Raw genomic sequence first — 19,708 nt, 5'->3', positions numbered from 1 at the left:
TGTCGTCCCGCCACAGCTCCGGCGCGGGCCGTCCTGGCGGGCCCGCGCACGGCCCACTTGCCGACGGTGCAGGGGGCGTGGAAGGCCGTGCCGTCCCCGAGCGGGTGCCTGTAGCCATGATGGTGACAAAAATGGCAAGATGGGGTAATGGCCCGCTCAACAAACACCCAGTTCGCCGTCGCCGTGCACGTACTGGTCATCCTGACAGTCACCGCTGACGGCCACGCCGTGAGTTCCGAGGAACTCTCCAAGAGCGCCAAGGTCAATCCGGTCTATGTACGCCGCGTGCTCGGACCGATGCGGAACGCAGGACTGGTCCGGTCCCGGTCCGGCGTGAACGGTGGATGGGAACTGGCGGTCGACCCTGCCCAGATCACGCTCGAACAGGTGTGGCTGGTGCTTCAGGGCGACGAACCCGTACTCGGACTGCACGGCCCCGATCCGTCGTGCGTCATGGGCCGCTCCGTCCAGAAGTCCCTGGCTTCGATCGACCGTACGGTCGCTCACGCTGTGGCGACGGCCCTCGGACACTTCACCGTGCAGGAAATCTCGCAAGGTGTCCCGGAGGCGGCGCAGCTCCTGGGGAGCGCCTGACCGCGATTCTCCGTGGCGGCCGGAACACTTCAGGCCCGCCGGGCTGAAGCCTGGCGGGCCTGAAGTGCGGAGCAGATCTTTCGCGCGGAGGCGGAGAGGCTCTTCTCGCCGAGGGATCCGGCCCGAGCCGTGCTGACGAGTGGGATGAGGGTGTCGGCGGCGGGGCCTGAGGAGGCGGGATACGAGGATGCGGTCGCGGATGACCAGCCGGACCCGGCCCACCAGGCAGAGGTGCGGATTACTGGGTGAGGAAGTTCAGCAGGATGTCGTTGACTTCGGTGGTGTGGGTGGTGAGCAGTCCGTGGGGGGCGCCGTCGATCTCGACGTACTGGGCGGTGGGTAGGGCCTTGGCGAAGCGGCGGCCGGTGGCGTCGATGGGGAGGGTGCGGTCGGCGGTGCCGTGGACGATCAGTGCCGGGACGTCGATCTTGGGGATGTCGGCGCGGAAGTCGGTGGGCCAGGCGAGGGGGGCGGCGGCCGAGGCGATGGCTCCGGAGCCGGCGGCGACGTTCCACGCATTGCGGACGGCGGCTTCGCTGACGCGGGTGCCGAGGTTCTCGTCGAGGTTGTAGAAGTCGTTGTAGAAGCCGTTGAAGAAGTCGTAGCGGTCCTTCTTCACCGCGTCGGAGACGCCCTGGAAGAAGGAGGCGGGCGCGGCACCGTCGGGGTTGTCGTCGGTGATCTCCAGGAACGGCTCCAGGGAGGCCAGGAACACCGCCTTGGCGACCCGGTCCGAGCCGTACGTGGCGAGATAGCGGGCCACTTCCCCGGTGCCCATGGAGAATCCGACCAGCACCGCCTCGCGCAGGTCCAGCGCCTCCAGTACGGCGTTCAGGTCCGCGGCGAAGGTGTCGTAGTCGTAACCCGTCGAGGGCTGGCTGGACTTGCCGAATCCCCGCCGGTCGTAGGTGACGACCCGGTAGCCGGCGTCCAGGAGGGCCGCCGTCTGCCCCTCCCAGGAGTTGCCGTCCAGCGGGTAACCGTGGATCAGCACCACGGGCTGCCCCGCCCCCTTGTCCTCGTAGTGCACCTCGATGTCGGTGCTGTTCTCCGTGCCGACCTTGATACGCCCCATGACGTCCAACCTCCACAGTGTGTTTTGTGCTCCGGCATCCAGAACTGGAACTGAACGACTGCTCCACTCACCCGTCAACCGTGCCCGCTCCGACGGACCCGCCGATCACCTCACCGACGGCCGGAGGCGGCGGGTCGTGATCGGCACGGATGTCCCAAGGGTTACTTGGAGGTGGTTCGGGCGGCTTGTTCGATGAGGCGGGTGACGGTGCCCGGGTGGGAGATGGCGACCGCGTGCGAGGAGTTGACCTCGATGGTGTGCGCGTGGGCGCGTGTGGCCATGAAGCGCTGTTCGGCCGGTGCGATCGCGTGGTCCTGGGTGGTGACCAGGTCCCACGACGGGATGGTCTTCCAGGCCGTCTCCGTTGCCTTCTCGTCGAAGACCGATGCGGCCAGCGGGCGCTGGGTGACGGCCATGAGGTCGGTGACCGACCGGGGTACGTCCGCGGCGAACGCGTCGTGGAACTTGTCCTTCTGGACGTAGAGATCGCTGCCGGTGCCCCCACCGGGCAGCGGATAGGGCACGGCGTCGAGGGCCGAAGGCAGTGTGGCGCCCGGGAACCTGTCACCGAGTTCCGCCAGGGTCTCGCCCTTGTCGGGGACGAACGCGGCGATGTAGACGAGTGCCTTGACCTGCGGGTTGCCGGCGGCGGCATCACTGATCACGGAACCGCCGTAGGAGTGGCCGACCAGGACGACCGGTCCCTTCACGCTCTTGAGGTAGCTCTCCAGGTAGTCCGAGTCGTCGGCCACCCCGCGCAGCGGGTTGGCGGGAGCCTCGACCGGATACCCTGCGTGCCGCAGACGCGTGATCACGCCGTTCCAGCTGGAGGAGTCCGCGAAGGCTCCATGCACCAGCACCACCGTGGGCTTCGCCGTCTGTGACGCAGGCTCGGCCTTGGCCGCGGACGCCGACGGCATGACCGTCCAGCTGAAGGCAGCCACCCCCGCGACGGCCGCGAGCGCGGAAACACGCCGGCGGGAGGGGCGCAGCACACTCTTCATCTTCGCCTTCATGTGCATCCATATCTCCTTGGAGAGTGCCATTTTGGAGGGTGTCATTCTTCGAGCGGCAGGTGCTGCCATCCCGTAGGTGCGGACCGGACAGTGCCTGACACGCCAGCGCCTGACATGTCGGCAAACGCCGTGCCGGCAAGAAGTCGGACGCGCCGGTCGGTTCCGAGGGCTCCCTGAGTCGCCGCTCTCACCTGCGCACATGCGGCGATCTCGCCTTTCTGCAACCGGCGCGGCTACATTAACACAAGCGTAGTCGAGATGGTTACGGATAGGGGCGACGTGGGGATGGTCGGCATGTGGTGGTCGGTACCACTGCTCTTCGGGCCCGCATGCCACCCGGCGATCGCACCAAGGTGAGAGGGCGGGAATGGGCAAGCGTCCGAGGGCGTGGGCGCCGGGCGGCCAATCCCTGAAAGCCACCTGCGGCAGAGCGTCTTGAACCACACCCGGCGCCCCTGGGCGGATGACGCCGGTCAGGTCGAGGTGAGGGCCACAATGCACAAGGTTCCCGTGCCGTTGGTGGAGGTGTTCGAAGCCTCAACTCATCGTCACCCGTGAGGGCGACCGCAGGCGCAAACTCCTTCCGCACCACCCACGCGTACGTCACCGCCGTGACCGGCCTGCTTGCCGACCGCGCGCCGGGCCTGCTCAGGACTCTGCGCGAGCACGAACCCCGGTTCGTCACCGATCCTGCCGGCGAGGTGCTGCGGATCTCGCCCGCGCTGCCCGGCTGTCCCCACGACCTGACCGCGGCCCGGTCCCCGGTCGAACGCGGCGCGGCCCGGCTGAAGTTCTGGCGGATCTTCCGCAGGCCACGCATCAGCCCCCAGCGCATGACCGTCAGCGCCAAGGCCGTCCTCACCCTGGAGAGGTAACGCTGAAAAGACTTCCCGATTACGCCCGTTCGGTGGATTCACCGTCAAGAACCGCTGTGATGGAGCGGAATGACAGCGGCATATGCAAGCCTCGTGCTGAAGGCCTTTCCGCAATCCCCGGTGGATCGGCGGGCGGCGTCAGACGTGGTCGATCGGAAAGCGGAGGGTGGTCCTCGTATGCGGCGTACGCGGACGGGCCAACAATGCGGTGAATGGCCGCAGTTGGCGGTGGGACCCACTGGAGATCACGGGAAGTCCTTAGCGGTTCATCGGTGGGCGCCGCGATGCCTGCTCGCCTTGGTTCTTCAGCTTGAACTCGGATTCCGAGCCGGTTCTCTTTTGCCAGCGGCAGCGGCAGTGGCGGGCCTTCGGCAGTCATTCGATCACCATCCGTCCTGACGGCTGGTGGGATCCGTCGCCGGGCTGTTCTGCCCGTAACCGGGGTGAGGTCACCCCAGACGCGAAAAGGGGTATCAATGACATCTTACGACGGTACAGACCAGACGATCTTCCCAGCCGGTGCCGCGACGCGGACCAGCGCCGCGGAGGCCGCGCAGGGCGAGTGGGACGCCGTTGTCGTCGGTGGCGGCATGGCAGGTTCCATCGTCGCCGAGCAGCTGAGCCAAGCAGGCCACAAGGTGCTGATTCTCGAAGCGGGCCCCGGCAAGGACCTGGACCTCGCCGAGTACGAGTCGTACCTGTCGCGGTTCTACGGCGCAGTCATCAAGGACAACCAGTCGCCGTACCCGTTCAACCCGAATGCCCGGATGCCCAGGAGCACCGACACCATGCCGGTGCATCCGGGCACGCCCCGAGACGACTTCTACCTCGTACAAGAGGACAAGTACTGCACGGACACCACTTTCACCCGGGTTCTCGGCGGCACCTCCATGCATTGGGAGGGGAAAGCGCTGCGCATGCTTCCCGAGGACTTCGACCTGCAGACCAAGTACGGCCAGGGCCTGAACTGGCCGCTCAGCTATGACGACCTGGAACCCTACTACCGGCAGGCCGAGGCCGAACTGGGCGTAGCCGCCGAAGTCGAGGACCAGGCATACCTGGGAATGCATTTCCCCAAGGGATACGTGTTCCCGATGCACCGCATGCCGCCGTCCTATCTCGACCAGACGGTCGCCCGAGGCGTGGACGGCATGCGGGTCAACCTGGCGGACGACGATTACACACTCCGGGTACGGAGCTTTCCGCAGGCCCGCAACGGCGTGCCGAACGCCGCGTACGACGGCGGCAAGGGCTTCGTCCCGGTCGGCGCGGTGAGCACGAGCCAGGTGGAGGAGGGCGAGCGCTGCCAGGGCAACACCAACTGCGTCCCGATCTGCCCCGTGCAGGCCAAATACCACGCGGGAAAGACGCTGGCCAAGGCGCTCCGCAAGGGCAACGTCAAGATCGTGACGCAGGCCGTCGCGTCCAAGGTCGAGATCGACGAGCAGAACCAACGGGTGACCGGGATCACCATCAAGAACTACCGGTCGCTCGACTCCGACAGTTACGAGACGTACACGGTGAAGGGCACCGTCTACGTTCTCTGCGCGCACGCCATCGAGAACGCCCGGCTCATGCTGGCCTCCGACATGCAGCGTATGAGCCGCAGCAAGCTGATCGGCCGCAACCTGATGGACCACGCCTACCTGCTGTCCTGGGGCCTGCTGCCCGAGCCGGCCGGCACGATGCGAGGCACCACCTGCACGAGCGGAATCACCGACCTGCGCGGCGGGCGATTCCGCGGAACCCAGGCCGGATTCGGCGTGGACATCCACAACGACGGCTGGGGGTGGGCAACCGGCTCGCCCTACACGGACCTGGTCGAACTCGTCGACAAACGGGGCCTGCGCGGGCCGGAGCTGCGCAGGACACTTGGGAACCAGATCTCCCGACAGCTTCTGCTGGCCTTCATGATCGACCTGCTGCCCGACAGGAGCAACACGGTCACTGTGGACGACCGGTACAAGGACGCCATCGGCAACCTGAAACCGGTCGTGTCGTTCAAGATCCCGCCCTACACCATGCGGGGCGCCGCGTTCGCCCGCAAGCTCGCGACCGACATCTTCGAGAAGCTCGGCGCCGAGGACAGGACCAAGTACGACAAGCAGAGCTACAGCGCCGTCGAGCACGACGGCCAGTGGTACAACATCGTGGGCGGCAACCACCTGGCGGGCACCCACATCATGGGAACCGACCCGGCGAACTCGGTGGTCGACCACACCCAGCAGTCGTGGGACCACGACAATCTCTACCTCGTCGGGCCCGGCAGCCTGCCCTCGATCGGGACTTCCAACATCAGCCTGACCATGGCGGCGCTCGCCTTCCGCAGTTCGACCCACATCGCCAGGTACCTGCGTGCCGCGAAGGCGCCGGCCACCGTCCGCAGCTAGACGGCCAACAGATCGGCGGGTCGAACGCGACACCTGCCACCGCCACCGCACTGACACCGCCACCGCCACCGCCCACGATTGGGGGAACATGTCCGTTTCAGAATCGGAGCCGTCCCAGGACTCCAAGATCCAGACCATCGAGGAGCTGCACGAGTACCTCTACAAGGGGCTCCAGTTGGAGCATGCGACGCTCCCGCCCTACCTGACCGCCCTCTACTCGCTGCAGCCTGGGAAGAACTCGGACGCCTGGCACGTCATCAGGGTCGTGGCCGTCGAGGAGATGCTGCACCTCACCCTGGTCGCGAACGTCATGAACGCCGTGGGCGGGACGCCTGACCTCACCAAGCCCGGCTTCGTGCCGAACTATCCGACGCGCCTGCCGTGTGGTCCGGACTACTTCAAGGTGCATCTCCGGCCGTTCTCGCGCGAGGCTCTCGACACGTTCCTGAAGATCGAGAAGCCCGCGCAGGCGGCCAGCGAGGAAGACAGGTTCGTACCGATGGACTGGGCGGCCCTCGGACTGACGTCCAGCGGCTCGGCGCCGCCACCGGACGAACTGGCGGAACTCGAGGAGTCCGGCACCGTCCTCGGCCTCGTCCCCGGAGAACCCACCCAGCGCTTCCTGAGCATCGGTGAGTTCTACGAGGAGATCATGCGGGGAATCAACCACCTGGAGGACCGGGCCCGTAAGGCAGGGACGACGATTTTCACCGGCGATCCCGCTCGCCAGGTGACCCCCGAGTACTTCTACTCGGGTGGCGGCGATGTGATCAAGGTGACGGGGCGGGACACCGCAGTCGCGGCGCTCACTCTCGTCGCGGAGCAGGGCGAAGGGCTGCACGGCGGCATCTTCGACAGCCAGGATGAAATCGCCCATTACTACAGGTTCCAGCAACTGGAGAAGGGGCGGTACTACCAGAAGGGCGATGTTCCGGGCGAGCCTTCCGGCCCGGATCTGCACGTCGACTGGAGTGCCGTCCATCCGGTGAAGCCGGACATCAAGCTGGCGGACCTCGCGGGAGACCCGGAAATCCTGGCGGCGGCCAAGGAGTTCAACCGGTCCTACGCCACCTTCCTCACCAGTGTCAATCTCGCCTACAACGGTCAGCCCGACCTGCTGCTCAAGGCGGTCTGGGAGATGTTCCGCATTCGCGACAGCATGAACCGCCTCGTCCGCAACCCGCTCACCGGGCATCCGGGGGCGAACGCCGGCCCGACATTCGAGCTCTAGACCGTCGAAGGAGGAGGCATCGTGACGCAAGGAACGACCACAGAAGAGAATCTGCGCGAATTCGTGAAGTTCTCTGCCACTGTGACCGGGTTCAGCGAGTTCGACCTGTGGGGAACCGGTCAGGCGGAGGCGTACTGCGAAACGGTCATGAATCAAGAAGGGCCGGATGCGATCCGGAATGCGATCTCTTCCGATTCCTCTGCCGTCCCCGCCGATCCAGTGGTGCAAAGCATCATCAAGCTCTGGTACGTCGGCGTCTGGTACGGCCCGGAACTGGCGGGGCGGGTGGACGTGGCGGCCTGGACGGCGCCCGGCCGGAGCGGTGCGAAGCCCGCCGTCCCGGATGACAGCCAGCCCGAGGAAAGCCGGCCCTGGCAGGCCGTGTCCGGACAGCACCAGGCCGGGGAAAACCGCGCGCACGCCGGAGACAGGCGCGAACCCCCGTTCGTCGTCTCCCCCGACGCCTACACCGAGGGGCTGTTGTGGCGGGCGATCGGTGCCCACCCGTCCGGCGCGAAGGCACCGGGCTACGGGTCGTGGGTCGATGCGCCCACATTCGAGAACTACCAGAAGAAGGAAGCGTAATGACCGGCACCGTCCCGAACCTGGGTCGCGACAAGGTATCTCTCGGCGTGACGCCGACCCTGTGGTGGAACGACGACTTTCCGCTGATCGACATCGGAATCCCGTTCGAGCAATGCGTGAGTGAGATGGCACTCGCGGGATTCCAGGGCTGCAGCATCGGACACAAGTACCCGGCCGACCCCGCGGTACTGAAGGAGGCGCTCGACCTGCGCGGCCTGAAGGTGTCCGAGCCCTGGGTGAGCACCTACTTCACCATCGGCGACAAAGACCGGACCGTCGAAAATTTCAAGAGGCAGCTGGAGTTCCTCAAGAAAGTGGGCGGCCAGGACATCGTGGTCGCAGAGTTCGGGCAGTCGTCGCACCTGCAGCCCATCCCTGTTTTCAAGCACCGCCCCCACTTCACCGAAAAGGATTGGGGTCTCCTCGCCGGCGGGCTCAACGAAATCGGAAAGCTGGCCGCGGACAGCGGGATGCGACTCTGCTACCACCATCACATGGGCACCGGTGTGCAGACGGCCGAGGACATCGACAGGTTGATGGCGGACACCGACCCGGACCACGTGCATCTGCTGTTCGACACCGGGCATCTCCGGCTCGCGGGCGACAACCCGCTCGAGACCGCAAAGAGGCACAAGCAGCGGATCAAGCACGTCCACCTCAAGAACGTCCGCCAGCCGGTGGCCGAGAAGGTGAAGAGCGACCACCTCTCCTTCCAGGAGGGAATCCTGCAGGGCGTCTTCACCGTGCCCGGAGACTCGGAAGGCGCGATCGACTTCGAGCCCATCCTCTCGACGCTGGGGGAAGCCGGCTACGAGGGATGGCTGGTCGTCGAGGCCGAACAGGACCCGGCGACGGCATGCCCGCTGAAGTACGCCAAGATGGCCCGCGCTTACCTCACCGGAGTCCTGGGATGGTAACGACCAGTGCGCGCGACATCTATCTCAGCTTCTTCATGTTCACCGTCGACCTGCACCCGGATGATCCCCGGTACACCGAGGTCGTCGTCAGGCACATGAGGGAGCTGCAGGACATCGGGTACACGGGCTTCGACATGCCCGTTCTCCCGAACGGCGCGGGCAACCCCCAAGCGGACGTGCCTCGCTACGAAAAGCTCAGGGCGGCTCTCGACGCAGCCGGTTTGGAGGACGTAGGTCTGACCACCAACGTGGCCACGACGCCGGCCTGCGATCCCACATCGCTGAACCCCGAGGAACGCGAGGCGGCCTTGGCCTACCTCAAGTCCCGGGTGGACATCACAGCGGCCCTGCGCGGCACCGTCATGGCGGGCCCCGTCCTGTTCCCCTACAACGTATTTCCCACCCTCAACGGCACACCGCTGTGGAGTGACGCGCTGCAGGACTGGCTGCGGCCCCGGTACGAAATCGCGCAGCCGGTCTTTGAGCGGCTCGGCGAACACGCGGCGGAGAAGGGCGTCCGGGTCGCCGTCGAACCCGTCGACCACTGGGAGACACCAGCCCCGAACATGGTGCGCGACGTGCTCGACTTCCTCGACGGCGTGCGCGGTCCGCACGTCGGCGTGTGCGTGGACAGCTCCCACGTCGTCCTCGGCAGCAGCGGCCCGGAGGCGTACCGCCGCGACATCCAGGATGCCGCCGAGCAGCGGCGCCTGCACTACGTGCAGGTGTCCCCGCCGGATCGCGGCGAGGTCGCGGACAGCTGGATCCCCTGGCGCACGTTCCTGGAGCCCGTCCTGCCCGTGTACGACGGACCGCTGCTCATCGAAGTCTTCAACGCCATCCCGGCGTTCCTCACTTCATTGCGGTTGACGAGGCGGAAGTTCTGGATCCCCATGGAGGACGAGCCGGTTCCGGGCGTGCCGAGCGCCTACGAGGTCGCCGAGGACGGGATCAAGGAACTGCGGTCGGAACTGGCCACGCTGCACGCGGCATGATCCGAGCTGCCCGCCGGTCAAGGCGCCGTGAACGTCGAGCCGAGGATCGTCGCAGGCACTTCGGTGGCGATAGTGAACAGCGCTGCTGTCGCGTACGTGACGGCCGTAGCACGCCGAGCCGAAGCTGTGCTTGCGCATGCCGGCGGCCTGGTCGTGCCTGATCGCCGGGCGGCCCATGACCGGCGGCCCGGCGATCGACCTGCCTCGCGGGTCGGTCAGTGCTTCACGTAGACCTCCGGGACGTACCACCCTCCGGTCTCGAGCGGGGCGTCCTCGGCCGACCGGTTCGACACCAGCCGGCGCCGCAGGTGCCGGCCGTCCGGGCCGTGCCGCGCGTAGTGGTCGAGCAACAGGTCGTGACCGAGGTCGTTGTTGAGGTCACGCCAGACCGCGTGGACATGCTGGCCCGCGGCGACCGCGTTGTCGGCCTCGACGAGCAGGTCACGCGTGGAGATCCGGTAGTAGTGGGCGGTGTTCGCCTCGGGCCCGCCTGCCCAGGCGAAACGGATGTCGCGCGGGTCGGCCGCGAGAACCTGCTCGCGGTACTGCCGGGACAACTCGTCGGGACCGGTCTCCACGTAATAGAGGAGGAGGTCGCGTACGGCATCGAGCTGACCACCGGTCAGGTCGGCGCCGCCGATACCGGACGGATCCGCCTTCACGAACCGCAGGCGTTCGCGGTCCTCGTCGGTCGTCTCGTAGCCGACGATCCCGAGATCGACCCAGTCGGGCCACTCCTCGGCGCCGACGCGGGGCACCTGACGGGTGACGAAGTCGGCGGGCGCGACCTCGTGGATGACCGCCTGCTCCTGGGCGTCCGGGGACAGCGAGCGCAGGATCGACAGCGCCCGGCGCTCGTTCTCGCCGAGCGCGTCCAGCACACCGGCGCCGACGGGCTGCGCGCCCATCGCGAGCGGCGTGACGGCGAGGTACCGCTGCGCGACGATCGTGTAGTTGAGGGAGAGGTGGTGGCCGGCGACCCGCCAGCCCCACGTGTCCTCGAAGCCGGGCCGCCCCCAGAAGCTGAACCAGTAGCCCTCGGGGTCGCGGAAGTCGCCGGCGAGGACGCCGAAGCCCCGTTCGATCGCCTCGAGTTCGCGCAGCATGTGCTCCGTGGCCGTCACGGAGAGCGCCTGGCTGTAGCCGCGCATGCTGAGACCGGCCTTGAGTAGGGAGTGCGCGACGACCTTCTGGTGCCGGTCGAGCGCGTGCAGCGGGATGCCGGCCCGATCGGGTTTGGGGATGAAGTCCCAGTCGAGACGGCCAGGAGCGTCCACGTCGGGCACGAGCGCCGCGGCCTTGAGCTCGGGGCGCAGCGAGTCGAGCAGCGCCCAGGTGGCGAAGAGCATCCGCTTGATGGTGACGGGTGCCTCGTAGGTCACGGGGCCGGACGGGGAGTTGCCGAAGCCGGGCAGGTGCTTCATGGTTCCTTCCTCAGTCGCTGAGCACCGCGAACAGGTCGCAGTGGACGACGGCGCCGCGCCCGAGCCGGGCCGCGATCGCCTGCCGGGCGGGGCGGTTGGCCGGATCGGGGAACATCGCCAGCCACTCACGGTTGAGTGCCTCGCGGTCGTCGGGGTCGGCGAGGTGGAACGTCATCTTGAGGATGTCGTCCGTTGTGCCGCCGAGCTCCGCCATCAGGGTGCGGATGTGGGCGAAGACGTGGGTGAACTGCTGGTCGGCGTCGGGCGCCATCTCGCCGGTCACCGGGTCGCGACCGGTGAGGGCGCCGGTCGCGACGAAGGGGCCGATCCGGCTGGCGACCGGGATCGGGTTGACGTGGCCGAACCCCGGCAGATCGATGCTGGTACGGGTGCTCATGACCGCTCAGCCCTCGGCGACGACGCGGTTCTCGATATGGCCGAGGCCCTCGATCTCCGCGCGGACGACGTCGCCGACCTTGAGGAACCTGCCCTGCGTCGCGCCGATACCCGCGGGCGTGCCGGTGGCGAGGAGGTCGCCGGGCATGAGGGTGAAGACCTGCGAGAGATAGGCGATCTGCTCGTAGATGTCGTGGACCATGTCGTTCGTGGGCCGGTCCTGGCGGACCTCGCCGTTGACGCTGAGGGTCATCCGCAGGTCGTGCGGGTCGGCGATCTCGTCGTCGGTGGTCAGCCACGGGCCGATCGGGCCGTGGGTGTCGAACGACTTGCCGAGCGTGAACGTCGGCGACTTCTTCTGCAGCCAGTCGCGGACCGACACGTCGTTGGTGACGAGGTACCCGGCGATGACCGAGCGGGCGTCCTCGACGGACACGTGCTTGCAGCGCCGGCCGATCACCACGCCGAGCTCGATCTCGTAGTCGAGGGCGTCGGAGAGGCCGGGCTTCACGATGCCGTCGTAGGGGCCGGCGACGCAGGAGACCTGCTTGTTGAACCACAGCTGGTTCTCCGGTACGGGGATGCCCGCGGCGCGCGCCTCCTCGGCGTGCTCCTTGTAGTTCATGCCGATGCCGAGGTACTTCTGCGGGTTGTCGATCGGGGCCTCGAGGACCACGTCGGCCAGCGCGTGCGAAAGGCCGCCGGCCGCGAGGATCTCGTGCCTCAGCGAGGGCAGCAGGGGCAGGATCGACCGTAGCGACGTGCCCCCGACGACATCGGAGATGTCGGTGACCCGGTCACCGTCGACACGGCCCAGCCGTGTCGGCCCCTCCGCGGTGTGGAAGCGTGCGATCTTCACTGCTGCTCCTCCTGAGCGATCGTGTCGAGGCCGGTCCTCTCCTCGGCGGTGGGGGCCCAGACGTGCTCGCCGTCCGGGGTCATCTGGAAGCTCACGAAGCGCCAGGCGCCGTCCTCGCAGCGCCGCAGCACCTGGATCACCTGGCCGGCGACCGTGCGCTCGGAGCCGTCCGGACTGCCGAGGCGGTTGGTCAGACGGCCCGTCATGACCGCGACGTCGCCGATCACACGGATGGTGAGTTCGCCCCGGGCGGCGCCCTTGTAGGGCGCGCGGGTGGCGATGTGCTCCAGGAGCTGGGCCTTCGTGTGGGTCAGGCCGGGCGCGTGAGTGTGGATCAGCGAGTCGTCGTACAGGTCACCCAGCGTGTGGAGATCGACCTCCAGCAGCGCCCGCTGACGGCTCTCCTCCACCTCGAGGATCGCTGCGCGCGTGGCCTCGTCGGCGAGGACCACCGGCGCGGCGGTCATGCCTTGGCTCCGTACACCTCGAGGTCGTCGGTGCGGTAGCCCGTCGCCTCGCCGGCCTCGAAGCCGGGACGGGGCGAACCGACCAGCGCGTGGTACCTGCTGAAGATCTCGTCGGCCTCCGCGAGCGGCAGAACCTCCTCGATGTCCGTGAAGGGGACGCCCCCGGTACGCTCGGCGACCATGCGGCGGACGACCTCGTAGCCCTCGCCGCGCATGTTCATCACGATCCGGTTGACGCCCTCGCGGCGGGCCGCGTCGTACGCGACGAAGGCCGCACGTGGGTCGTCCGGGGTCTCGGCGAGCTTTTCCACGATGACACGGGCGTCGAGCATCGCCTGGGTGATGCCGTTGCCGCCGCGGGGGTACATCGCGTGGGCGGCGTCGCCGAGCAGCACGACCCGGCCGTCGACCCAGTTGTCGAGCGGGTCGTGGCGGATCAGGGGGAAGAGGTAGACCTCGCGGGCCTCGCGCATCATCCGCCGGACGTCGAGGAAGGGCAGCTCGACGGTGTCGAAGAGCGGGATGACCTCGCTGATGTCGCCGACCTGGTTCCAGTCCTCGATGGTCTCCTCGCCGTTGGTCTCGGCGACCCAGTTGACCAGGGTCTTCCCGCTGCCCTCGAAGTCGTCGGCGATGGGATAGACGATCATCGAGGCGGTGTTGGGGTCGCCGATGTGCAGGATCGTGTGGCCGTTGCGGAAGGGTTCCATCACCGTGGTGCCGCGCCACATGGTGATGCCGGAGAAGTGCGGCTCGGAGAGCTCGGGGAACATCTGCTTGCGGATGGCGGACCTGATGCCGTCGGCGGCGACGACCGCCGCGTGGCGCACCTGCTCCGTGCGGCCGTCGGCGTGCCGGAGGCGGAGCGTCACGCCGGTCTCGTCCTGCGAGTAGCCGGTGACACCGGTGCCGAGGCGGATCGCGCCCGCGCCGAGCCGCTCGAGCGCCACCTTGTGGAACAGCATCTGGAGGGTGCCGCGGTGCACGAAGCGCTGCTCGTGCAGGTAACCCATGTGCACGCCGCACTTCTCGGCGTAGATCTCCTGGCCGAAGTGGTTGTAGAAGATCGAGTCCTGCGCGTCGACGGAGATCGCACGGAACTCCTCCAGCAGGCCGAGGTCGTCGATCTCGGCCGTGCCGACGGTCTTGATGTCGACGCCGACGCCGAGCGGCTTGAGCTCGGGCACGACCTCGTAGACGACCGGGCGCACACCCTTCTGGTGCATGCGGAGCGCGGTGAGCAGGCCGGCCGGCCCGGCGCCGACGATTGCGATGTCGAGGTCGGTGGTGGTCATTTCGTTGTCCTCGTCGTTTGAGGGGGATGGGCGGGTGATCAGGAGGCCGTAGCGAATCGTCGGCGCCGATCATCGGCGGCACGGAGCCCGGTCCCGGAGTGCTTCAGTCCCGGTCGAGCACGTCGAGCACGTCGAGCAGGTCGAGCCCGGCGTGCACCGCGGCAACGCCGGCGACGACTGCCCCGGTGCGGAGGTACTCGAGCGCCGAGGAGCCGCCGAAGCGGTGACCGAGCAGGGCCGGTGACGGCCTGCGAACTCCGGCTGCGCGTCGAGCGCCGCGTGGGCGGCGATGACGCGCCCGCCCCGTACGTCGGCCGGAAACACCGGATGTCCGGCCGGGGCGAACCGCGTCGGCCGGTTCGCCCCGAGGCGCCATGACCGGACTCCGCATGCGGGTCCCCTCGTGCCGGTACTCGGCGCCGCGGCCGGCTGCCTGGGCCATGGGTCCCTGCCTCTCCGAGTACGGGATATGGCATGCGCCACACGGTGATCCGAAACCGTAGACGAGATCATGTACGATTTCAAGCACGATTTTCGGTGACGGTAGGTCTTGTGTTGCGGGCGATTCTGTATATGGTTTCGTACACGATTTTGAAGTGTTCGGCACCACAGCCCGTACGTACCAGCCAGGGAGCGTCCGATCCCATGTCAGAGATGCCCACGGCCGCCGGGCCGACCACCGGCGTGACGTCGCCGCCCGCACCGGCCTCCGCCCCGGCCGCCCCGGTGAAGCGCAGCAGCGGCGGCGGGGTCCGGTTCGCCTCCCGCTTCGCCGTCATCGGCGTCTGGATCGCGCTCGCGGTCCTCTTCGCGGTTCTCCGTCCCGACACATTCATGACGTCGGGCAGCCTCAAGGTGATCTTCGGCAGTCAGAACCAGGCGGCGCTCGTCTTCCTGACCGCCGCCCTGCTCTGCACGATCGTCGTCGGCGAGTTCGTCGACATGTCGGTCGCCTCCAACTTCGGGCTCGCCGCCATCATGCTGACGGTCCTCCACGTCAACCACGGATGGAGCGTGGGGGCGGCGGTGTTCGCCTCGCTCGTCCTGTCCACCACGGTGGGCGCCGTGAACGGCTGGCTGGTGGTCAAGGTCGGCGTCAACACCATCGTGGTGACACTCGGCATGGGCACCTTCCTACTCGGGATCGCGCTGTGGGTCTCCGACCTGATGCCGGTCAGCGGCCTCCCCACGGATTTCAAGGACATCGCGCTCCAGCCGGTCGCCGGCCTTCCGGTCAGCTTCTTCTACGGGCTCACGCTCATGCTCGGATTCGCCTACGTCCTGCACTTCACGCCGCTGGGCCGCACCATGCGCTTCGTCGGTGAGAGCCGTGAGGTCAGCCGGCTCGCCGGTGTGCGCGTGACACGGGTCCGCATCGGGGCCTTCACGACCGCGGGCCTCGTCGCCGGCGTGGGAGGGGTGCTCTCCGCCGCGGCCACCGGCGGCTTCGACCCCAACGTGTCGCAGAGCTACCTGCTGCCGATCTTCGCGGCGACCTTCCTCGGCACGGCGATCCTGCAGCCGGGGCGGTTCAATCCGATCGGCACCCTCATCGCCGTCTTCTTCCTGGCGACCGGCGTGCTCGGGCTCCAGCTCCTGGGCGCGACCTCGTGGGTCACGAGCGTCTTCTACGGCGGCGTCCTCGTCGTCGCCGTCACCATCTCGACCGTGCTGCGCGGCCGTTCGCACTGATCACCTGCCGGTCGCTCTCCCGGATCGGCGACGCCCCGCCACCGCGACATTCTCAGCAAACAACGGAGTTCGCCATGAGACCCGCACGTCCCACCACCCGGCGGCGCGCCCGCACCTGGGCCGCAGCCGCGGGCATCGCCCTCCTCGCCGGTTCCCTCGCGGCCTGCGGCGGTGACTCGCAGGACACCGCGTCCGCCGGCGCCGACGGCTCGGCCTCCGCGGTCGGCGACAGATCGGCCACGGCGATGAAGCCGCTGGACGCCTACCCCGTCCCGACGGAGAAGCTCGGCAACGTCGACTCCGTCGCCGGAAAGACGATCTTCTACGTCCCGATCACCAAGCAGGCGCCGCAGTTCACCACCACCGAGAAGACCCTGGCCGCAGCGGCCGAGGCCGTGGGTCTGCGCCTCCAGGTCTGCGACGGCAAGGGGACGCCGACCGACATCGGCGGCTGCATCGGCCAGGCGACGGACGCCAAGGCCGCGGCCGTCATCGCGGACGCCATTCCGTACGCGCTGGCGGCCAACGGCTTCGACGCCGCGCAGAAGGCCGGCGTCCCGGTCGTCATCAGCAACCAGGCGCCCGACCCGTCCCACCCGGCCTCCAAGACGCTCACCTGGGTGCGGGTCCCCGGGAGCGAGCAGCAGATCCGCCTCTTCGACTGGATCGCCTCGGACTCCGGGGGCAAGGCCAACATCCTGGTCAACCAGAGCTCCGACGGCCCGTCGCCCGCCGGCTACGTCGCCGACGGCAAGGCGGCGCTGAAGAAGAGCTGCCCCGACTGCAAACTGACGATCAACAAGGTCACGTCCTCCAACTTCGCGCTCATCCCCTCCTCGACCAGCGCCGTGCTGCTCAAGGACCCGGCCATCACCTACGTCGACGCGCAGTTCGAGCAGTACCTGCAGCCGACCCAGGGCGGTGTCCAGCAGACGTCGCGTACGGACATCAAGGTCGTCACCGGCTCCGCCTCCCTCGGCGGCATGAAGGCCCTCAAGTCCGGTTCCCTGGCGGCCGTCACCGCCCAGGCCGCGGCCTTTCAGGGCTGGGTCGACACCGATGCGGCGCTGCGCCTGATCCTCGGCCGGCCGGTGCCGCAGTACGACATCCCGACCCGTCTGTTCACGAAGGACAACATCGGCGACATCAAGCTGACCGAGGAGGCCGAGCTCTCCGGCGAGTGGTTCGGCCCGGCCACCTTCGCCGACGATTTCAAGAAGCTGTGGGGCGTCGCGTGAGCGGGCTCCACGACCGGCCTCCGGCGGGACGGACCGGTCTCCCGCCGGCCCCCCGGCTCGTCGTCGAGGGGGTCACGATGACCTTCGGCAGCGCCACGGTCCTGCGCGACGTCGCCATGGATGTGCGTCCCGGAGAGATCCACGCACTCATCGGGCAGAACGGGTCGGGCAAGTCCACCCTCGCCAAGATCCTCACCGGTCTCCACCGCCCCGACGCAGGCAGTCGTGTCACGGTCGACGGCGTCGGCCTGCGGCTCCCGATCAGGCCCGACGAGTCCCGTGCCGCGGGGGTCGCGGTCGTGCACCAGAACCTCGGCCTGGTGCCGGACGCCACCGTGCTGGAGAACACCCGGCTCGGCCGGTTCAAGGGCTCGCGCTTCCTTCGCCGGATCGACTGGAAGGCCGAGGCCGCAGCGACGCAGGCCGTCTTCGAGCGACTCGGCCCGCGCAGCATTCCGCTCGGCACCAAGGTCGCGGATCTGCACGAGGACGAGAAGGCGGTCGTCGCGATCGCCCGCGCCGTGCAGGACCTCGAGGACGGCCGCGGAGTCATCGTCTTCGACGAGTCGACGCGTGCCCTCGGCCGTGAGTCGCTCGAGCGGTTCTACGCCCTGCTCGACCGCATCGTCGCGACCGGCACCTCGGCCCTGCTCATCACGCACCGTCTGGAGGAGGTCGTGGAGGCCGCCGACCGGGTCACCGTGCTCCGCGACGGCGAGATCGTCGTGGCCGGCCAGGATGTCGAGGGGATGACGAAATCCGACCTCGCCCACCTCATGCTCGGGCGCGAGGTCGAGGGCCTCGAGCACCGCACGGCGGCCGACGCCGCGAACGGCGCCGCCCCCGTCGTGGTCGACCACCTCACGGGACGCAACGTGCGCGAACTGTCCCTGCGTATCCGACCCGGTGAGGTCGTCGGCGTCACGGGCCTCGCCGGGTCGGGCCACGACGACGTCCCTTACCTGATCAGCGGCGTCGGCAAGGCGAAAGGCGGCACCGTGACCCTGCCCGCGGGGCAGGTCGCGCTCAAGGGCCTGTCGCCGGCCTCGGCGATCAGGAGCGGCATCGCGCTCGTCCCGGAGGGCCGTGAGTCTGCCGGTCTCGTCGGCGGGATGACCGTGACGGAGAACATCTCGTTCCCGCAGACCTGCACCGCGAGCGCCGCCGGCAAGGTGCGGCCGCTGCGGAGCGGAGCCGAGAAGCGGCTGGCGGCCGACTGGATCGAGCGCCTCGACGTGCGACCCCCGTGGCCGCACGCGGTGCTCGGGAACATGAGCGGGGGCAACCAGCAGAAGGTGCTCCTGGCCAAGTGGCTCGCGACCGACCCGGCGCTGCTGGTGCTCCACGAGCCCACCCAGGCCGTCGACGTGGGCGCGCGCAGGACCATCGTCGAGGCGGTCCGCGGGGCTGCTCGCGAGGGCCGCGCCGTTCTCGTCGCCAGCTCCGACGAGAACGAACTCGCGCTGCTGTGCGATCGCGTACTCGTCTTCGACGACGGTGTCGTCGGGCGTGAGCTCACGGGTGAGTTCACGCCGCACGACATCGTCCGGACCATCTACACCGACAGCTCGCGTACCAAGCTGCGCGAGCGCAGCCCGCAAGGAGCGTCATGACCGTCGTCGACATCAACATCCACCACCTGCCCGAGGACCTCTTCACCAACGAGAAGATCCTCAACGGCTTCCTCGACAGCGCCCCGCGCGGCTTCGGCGAGGTCGCCCGCGTGATCACCATGGAGGACGGCAAGAAGCAACTGGTCCTGGAGAAGCCGAAGGGCTACCCCAACCTCAACTACGTCGAGGGCGACTACTCGACCGAGGCGAAGCTGAAGGCGATGGACGACGCCGGCGTCGACTACGGCATCATGCGGGTCCCGGTCTGGCAGGAGTGGCTCGGCCTGGAGACCTGCAAGGCGGTCAACGACAACGCCGCCAAGATCGTCGCCGAGTCCGAGGGCCGCCTGTTCTCGACCGCCTGCGTCCCGCCGTGGGGAGGCAAGGAGAACATCTACGAGCTCGAACGCTGCCTCGGCAACGGCGCCGTGGGCGTCCAGCTCGCCTGCCACTACGGCCGGCTCTACCTCGACGACGAGGCGTTCAAGCCCTACCTCAAGGTGCTCAACGACAAGAAGGTCCCGGTCGTCGTCCACCACACGCCGCTCCCGGTGGAGTGGAAGTCGGTCGTCGACTACCAGAACTTCCGCCGCGAGTACGGCCGCATCATGGACCAGGGCATCGCGGTCGGCCGCGAGCTCTTCAGCGGCATGTTCGACGAGTTCCCCGACCTCAGGTTCATCCACACGATGCTCGGCGGCAACTGGTTCGCGGTCACCTCCCTGCTCACCCCGCGCGCCCCCAAGGCCGGCGAGGCGATGCAGCGCCTGTCGACGACCGGTGGCGACAAGATCAAGCACTACCTCGAGAACAACATCTTCTTCGACCTCACCCACCCGCACTCCTGGGGCCGGATCCAGGTCGAGGCGGCACTGCAGATCAACGGCGCCGACCACTACATGTTCGGCTCCTCGTTCCCCGTCTTCCGCTCCTGGATGAGCCAGGGCGTCGACTTCGTCAAGAACGAGCTCGCCATCAGCGACGCCGATCGCGAGGCCGTGCTCCACGGCAACGCGAAGAAGATGTTCGACCTCCCGATCTGACCC

At 68.1% G+C, this 19,708-nt stretch carries 18 protein-coding genes and 1 pseudogene; 11 read left to right on the top strand and 8 right to left on the bottom strand.

The features are described from left to right. Positions 1–147: 147 nt before the first annotated feature. Complete coding sequence (locus tag QFZ75_RS04575; protein WP_307534019.1) at positions 148–594, top strand: Rrf2 family transcriptional regulator; 447 nt, start codon at positions 148–150, stop codon at positions 592–594. Between the two features lie 238 nt (positions 595–832). Here QFZ75_RS04575 and QFZ75_RS04570 read toward each other — a convergent pair whose 3' ends face one another. Both QFZ75_RS04570 and QFZ75_RS04565 read right to left on the bottom strand, forming a co-directional pair. Further along, positions 833–1,669 carry an alpha/beta fold hydrolase gene (locus tag QFZ75_RS04570; RefSeq protein WP_307534017.1) on the bottom strand — a complete coding sequence of 279 codons (837 nt, stop codon included), beginning with the start codon at positions 1,667–1,669 and terminating at the stop codon, positions 833–835. Between the two features lie 161 nt (positions 1,670–1,830). Further along, the gene (locus QFZ75_RS04565) at positions 1,831–2,673 is read right to left on the bottom strand and encodes an alpha/beta fold hydrolase (RefSeq protein ID WP_373466024.1); all 843 of its coding nucleotides are present in this window, start codon (positions 2,671–2,673) and stop codon (positions 1,831–1,833) included. A 572-nt stretch (positions 2,674–3,245) separates the two neighbouring features. On the opposite strand from QFZ75_RS04565, the pseudogene QFZ75_RS04560 reads away from it, so the two are divergent. The 6 genes and pseudogenes from QFZ75_RS04560 to QFZ75_RS04535 all read left to right on the top strand — a co-directional run. Beyond that, positions 3,246–3,560: pseudogene (locus QFZ75_RS04560) on the top strand (hypothetical protein); the annotation flags it as partial. A 476-nt stretch (positions 3,561–4,036) separates the two neighbouring features. Continuing rightward, complete coding sequence (locus QFZ75_RS04555; protein ID WP_307534016.1) at positions 4,037–5,950, top strand: GMC family oxidoreductase; 1,914 nt, start codon at positions 4,037–4,039, stop codon at positions 5,948–5,950. A gap of 88 nt (positions 5,951–6,038) precedes the next feature. Next, positions 6,039–7,181 (top strand): ferritin-like protein, encoded by a 1,143-nt coding sequence (locus tag QFZ75_RS04550; RefSeq protein WP_307534014.1) that lies wholly within the window; start codon positions 6,039–6,041, stop codon positions 7,179–7,181. A gap of 21 nt (positions 7,182–7,202) precedes the next feature. Beyond that, the gene (locus QFZ75_RS04545) at positions 7,203–7,766 is read left to right on the top strand and encodes a hypothetical protein (protein WP_307534012.1); all 564 of its coding nucleotides are present in this window, start codon (positions 7,203–7,205) and stop codon (positions 7,764–7,766) included. Beyond that, the gene (gene iolE, locus QFZ75_RS04540; protein WP_307534010.1) at positions 7,766–8,683 is read left to right on the top strand and encodes a myo-inosose-2 dehydratase; all 918 of its coding nucleotides are present in this window, start codon (positions 7,766–7,768) and stop codon (positions 8,681–8,683) included. The genes QFZ75_RS04545 and iolE overlap by 1 nt, the downstream gene beginning before the upstream one ends. Then, the gene (locus QFZ75_RS04535; protein ID WP_307534008.1) at positions 8,677–9,678 is read left to right on the top strand and encodes a sugar phosphate isomerase/epimerase; all 1,002 of its coding nucleotides are present in this window, start codon (positions 8,677–8,679) and stop codon (positions 9,676–9,678) included. Before iolE ends, QFZ75_RS04535 begins: the two co-directional genes overlap by 7 nt. Before the next feature lie 215 nt (positions 9,679–9,893). Here the strand turns inward: QFZ75_RS04535 and QFZ75_RS04530 are convergent, their stop codons facing one another. The 6 genes from QFZ75_RS04530 to QFZ75_RS04505 all read right to left on the bottom strand — a co-directional run bounded on the left by QFZ75_RS04530 (position 9,894) and on the right by QFZ75_RS04505 (position 14,561). Next, positions 9,894–11,102: a DUF3500 domain-containing protein gene (locus QFZ75_RS04530; protein WP_307534006.1), complete on the bottom strand. Its 1,209-nt coding sequence runs from the start codon at positions 11,100–11,102 to the stop codon at positions 9,894–9,896. Between the two features lie 10 nt (positions 11,103–11,112). Then, a complete protein-coding gene (locus QFZ75_RS04525) occupies positions 11,113–11,499 on the bottom strand; it encodes a RidA family protein (protein WP_307534005.1) in 387 nt (128 codons plus the stop codon). Positions 11,500–11,505: 6 nt separating this feature from the next. Continuing rightward, entirely contained in the window at positions 11,506–12,357 is an 852-nt protein-coding gene (locus QFZ75_RS04520; RefSeq protein WP_307534003.1) for a fumarylacetoacetate hydrolase family protein, read from the bottom strand. Beyond that, positions 12,354–12,824, bottom strand: a complete 471-nt coding sequence (locus tag QFZ75_RS04515; RefSeq protein ID WP_307534001.1) for a nuclear transport factor 2 family protein — start codon at positions 12,822–12,824, stop codon at positions 12,354–12,356. Before QFZ75_RS04515 ends, QFZ75_RS04520 begins: the two co-directional genes overlap by 4 nt. Then, positions 12,821–14,119 (bottom strand): FAD-dependent monooxygenase, encoded by a 1,299-nt coding sequence (locus QFZ75_RS04510; protein ID WP_307533999.1) that lies wholly within the window; start codon positions 14,117–14,119, stop codon positions 12,821–12,823. Before QFZ75_RS04510 ends, QFZ75_RS04515 begins: the two co-directional genes overlap by 4 nt. Positions 14,120–14,222: 103 nt before the next feature. Further along, positions 14,223–14,561: a hypothetical protein gene (locus tag QFZ75_RS04505; protein ID WP_307533997.1), complete on the bottom strand. Its 339-nt coding sequence runs from the start codon at positions 14,559–14,561 to the stop codon at positions 14,223–14,225. Positions 14,562–14,764: 203 nt separating this feature from the next. Here QFZ75_RS04505 and QFZ75_RS04500 point away from each other — a divergent pair, with 203 nt between their 5' ends. The 4 genes from QFZ75_RS04500 (at position 14,765) to QFZ75_RS04485 (ending at position 19,705) form a co-directional block, all read left to right on the top strand. Further along, on the top strand, positions 14,765–15,811 hold the full coding sequence (locus QFZ75_RS04500) for an ABC transporter permease (protein WP_307533996.1): 1,047 nt from the start codon (positions 14,765–14,767) through the stop codon (positions 15,809–15,811). A gap of 74 nt (positions 15,812–15,885) precedes the next feature. Then, the gene (locus QFZ75_RS04495) at positions 15,886–17,049 is read left to right on the top strand and encodes a substrate-binding domain-containing protein (protein ID WP_307533994.1); all 1,164 of its coding nucleotides are present in this window, start codon (positions 15,886–15,888) and stop codon (positions 17,047–17,049) included. After that, positions 17,046–18,662, top strand: a complete 1,617-nt coding sequence (locus QFZ75_RS04490) for a sugar ABC transporter ATP-binding protein (protein ID WP_307533992.1) — start codon at positions 17,046–17,048, stop codon at positions 18,660–18,662. Before QFZ75_RS04495 ends, QFZ75_RS04490 begins: the two co-directional genes overlap by 4 nt. Beyond that, positions 18,659–19,705: an amidohydrolase family protein gene (locus QFZ75_RS04485; protein ID WP_307533990.1), complete on the top strand. Its 1,047-nt coding sequence runs from the start codon at positions 18,659–18,661 to the stop codon at positions 19,703–19,705. Before QFZ75_RS04490 ends, QFZ75_RS04485 begins: the two co-directional genes overlap by 4 nt. Positions 19,706–19,708 lie beyond the last annotated feature (3 nt).

The sequence above is a fragment of the Streptomyces sp. V3I8 genome (assembly GCF_030817535.1).
GTDB lineage: Bacteria > Actinomycetota > Actinomycetes > Streptomycetales > Streptomycetaceae > Streptomyces.
This window is presented reverse-complemented; position numbering and strand designations above follow the sequence as displayed.

Bases quoted from the DNA above. Each gene is read 5' to 3' on its own strand.
- QFZ75_RS04575 (WP_307534019.1), top strand. From the start codon at position 148: ATGGCCCGCTCAACAAACACCCAGTTCGCCGTCGCCGTGCACGTACTG.
- QFZ75_RS04570 (WP_307534017.1), bottom strand. From the start codon at position 1,669: ATGGGGCGTATCAAGGTCGGCACGGAGAACAGCACCGACATCGAGGTG.
- QFZ75_RS04565 (WP_373466024.1), bottom strand. From the start codon at position 2,673: ATGAAGAGTGTGCTGCGCCCCTCCCGCCGGCGTGTTTCCGCGCTCGCG.
- QFZ75_RS04555 (WP_307534016.1), top strand. From the start codon at position 4,037: ATGACATCTTACGACGGTACAGACCAGACGATCTTCCCAGCCGGTGCC.
- QFZ75_RS04550 (WP_307534014.1), top strand. From the start codon at position 6,039: ATGTCCGTTTCAGAATCGGAGCCGTCCCAGGACTCCAAGATCCAGACC.
- iolE (WP_307534010.1), top strand. From the start codon at position 7,766: ATGACCGGCACCGTCCCGAACCTGGGTCGCGACAAGGTATCTCTCGGC.
- QFZ75_RS04535 (WP_307534008.1), top strand. From the start codon at position 8,677: ATGGTAACGACCAGTGCGCGCGACATCTATCTCAGCTTCTTCATGTTC.
- QFZ75_RS04530 (WP_307534006.1), bottom strand. From the start codon at position 11,102: ATGAAGCACCTGCCCGGCTTCGGCAACTCCCCGTCCGGCCCCGTGACC.
- QFZ75_RS04525 (WP_307534005.1), bottom strand. From the start codon at position 11,499: ATGAGCACCCGTACCAGCATCGATCTGCCGGGGTTCGGCCACGTCAAC.
- QFZ75_RS04515 (WP_307534001.1), bottom strand. From the start codon at position 12,824: ATGACCGCCGCGCCGGTGGTCCTCGCCGACGAGGCCACGCGCGCAGCG.
- QFZ75_RS04510 (WP_307533999.1), bottom strand. From the start codon at position 14,119: ATGACCACCACCGACCTCGACATCGCAATCGTCGGCGCCGGGCCGGCC.
- QFZ75_RS04505 (WP_307533997.1), bottom strand. From the start codon at position 14,561: ATGGCCCAGGCAGCCGGCCGCGGCGCCGAGTACCGGCACGAGGGGACC.
- QFZ75_RS04500 (WP_307533996.1), top strand. From the start codon at position 14,765: ATGTCAGAGATGCCCACGGCCGCCGGGCCGACCACCGGCGTGACGTCG.
- QFZ75_RS04495 (WP_307533994.1), top strand. From the start codon at position 15,886: ATGAGACCCGCACGTCCCACCACCCGGCGGCGCGCCCGCACCTGGGCC.
- QFZ75_RS04485 (WP_307533990.1), top strand. From the start codon at position 18,659: ATGACCGTCGTCGACATCAACATCCACCACCTGCCCGAGGACCTCTTC.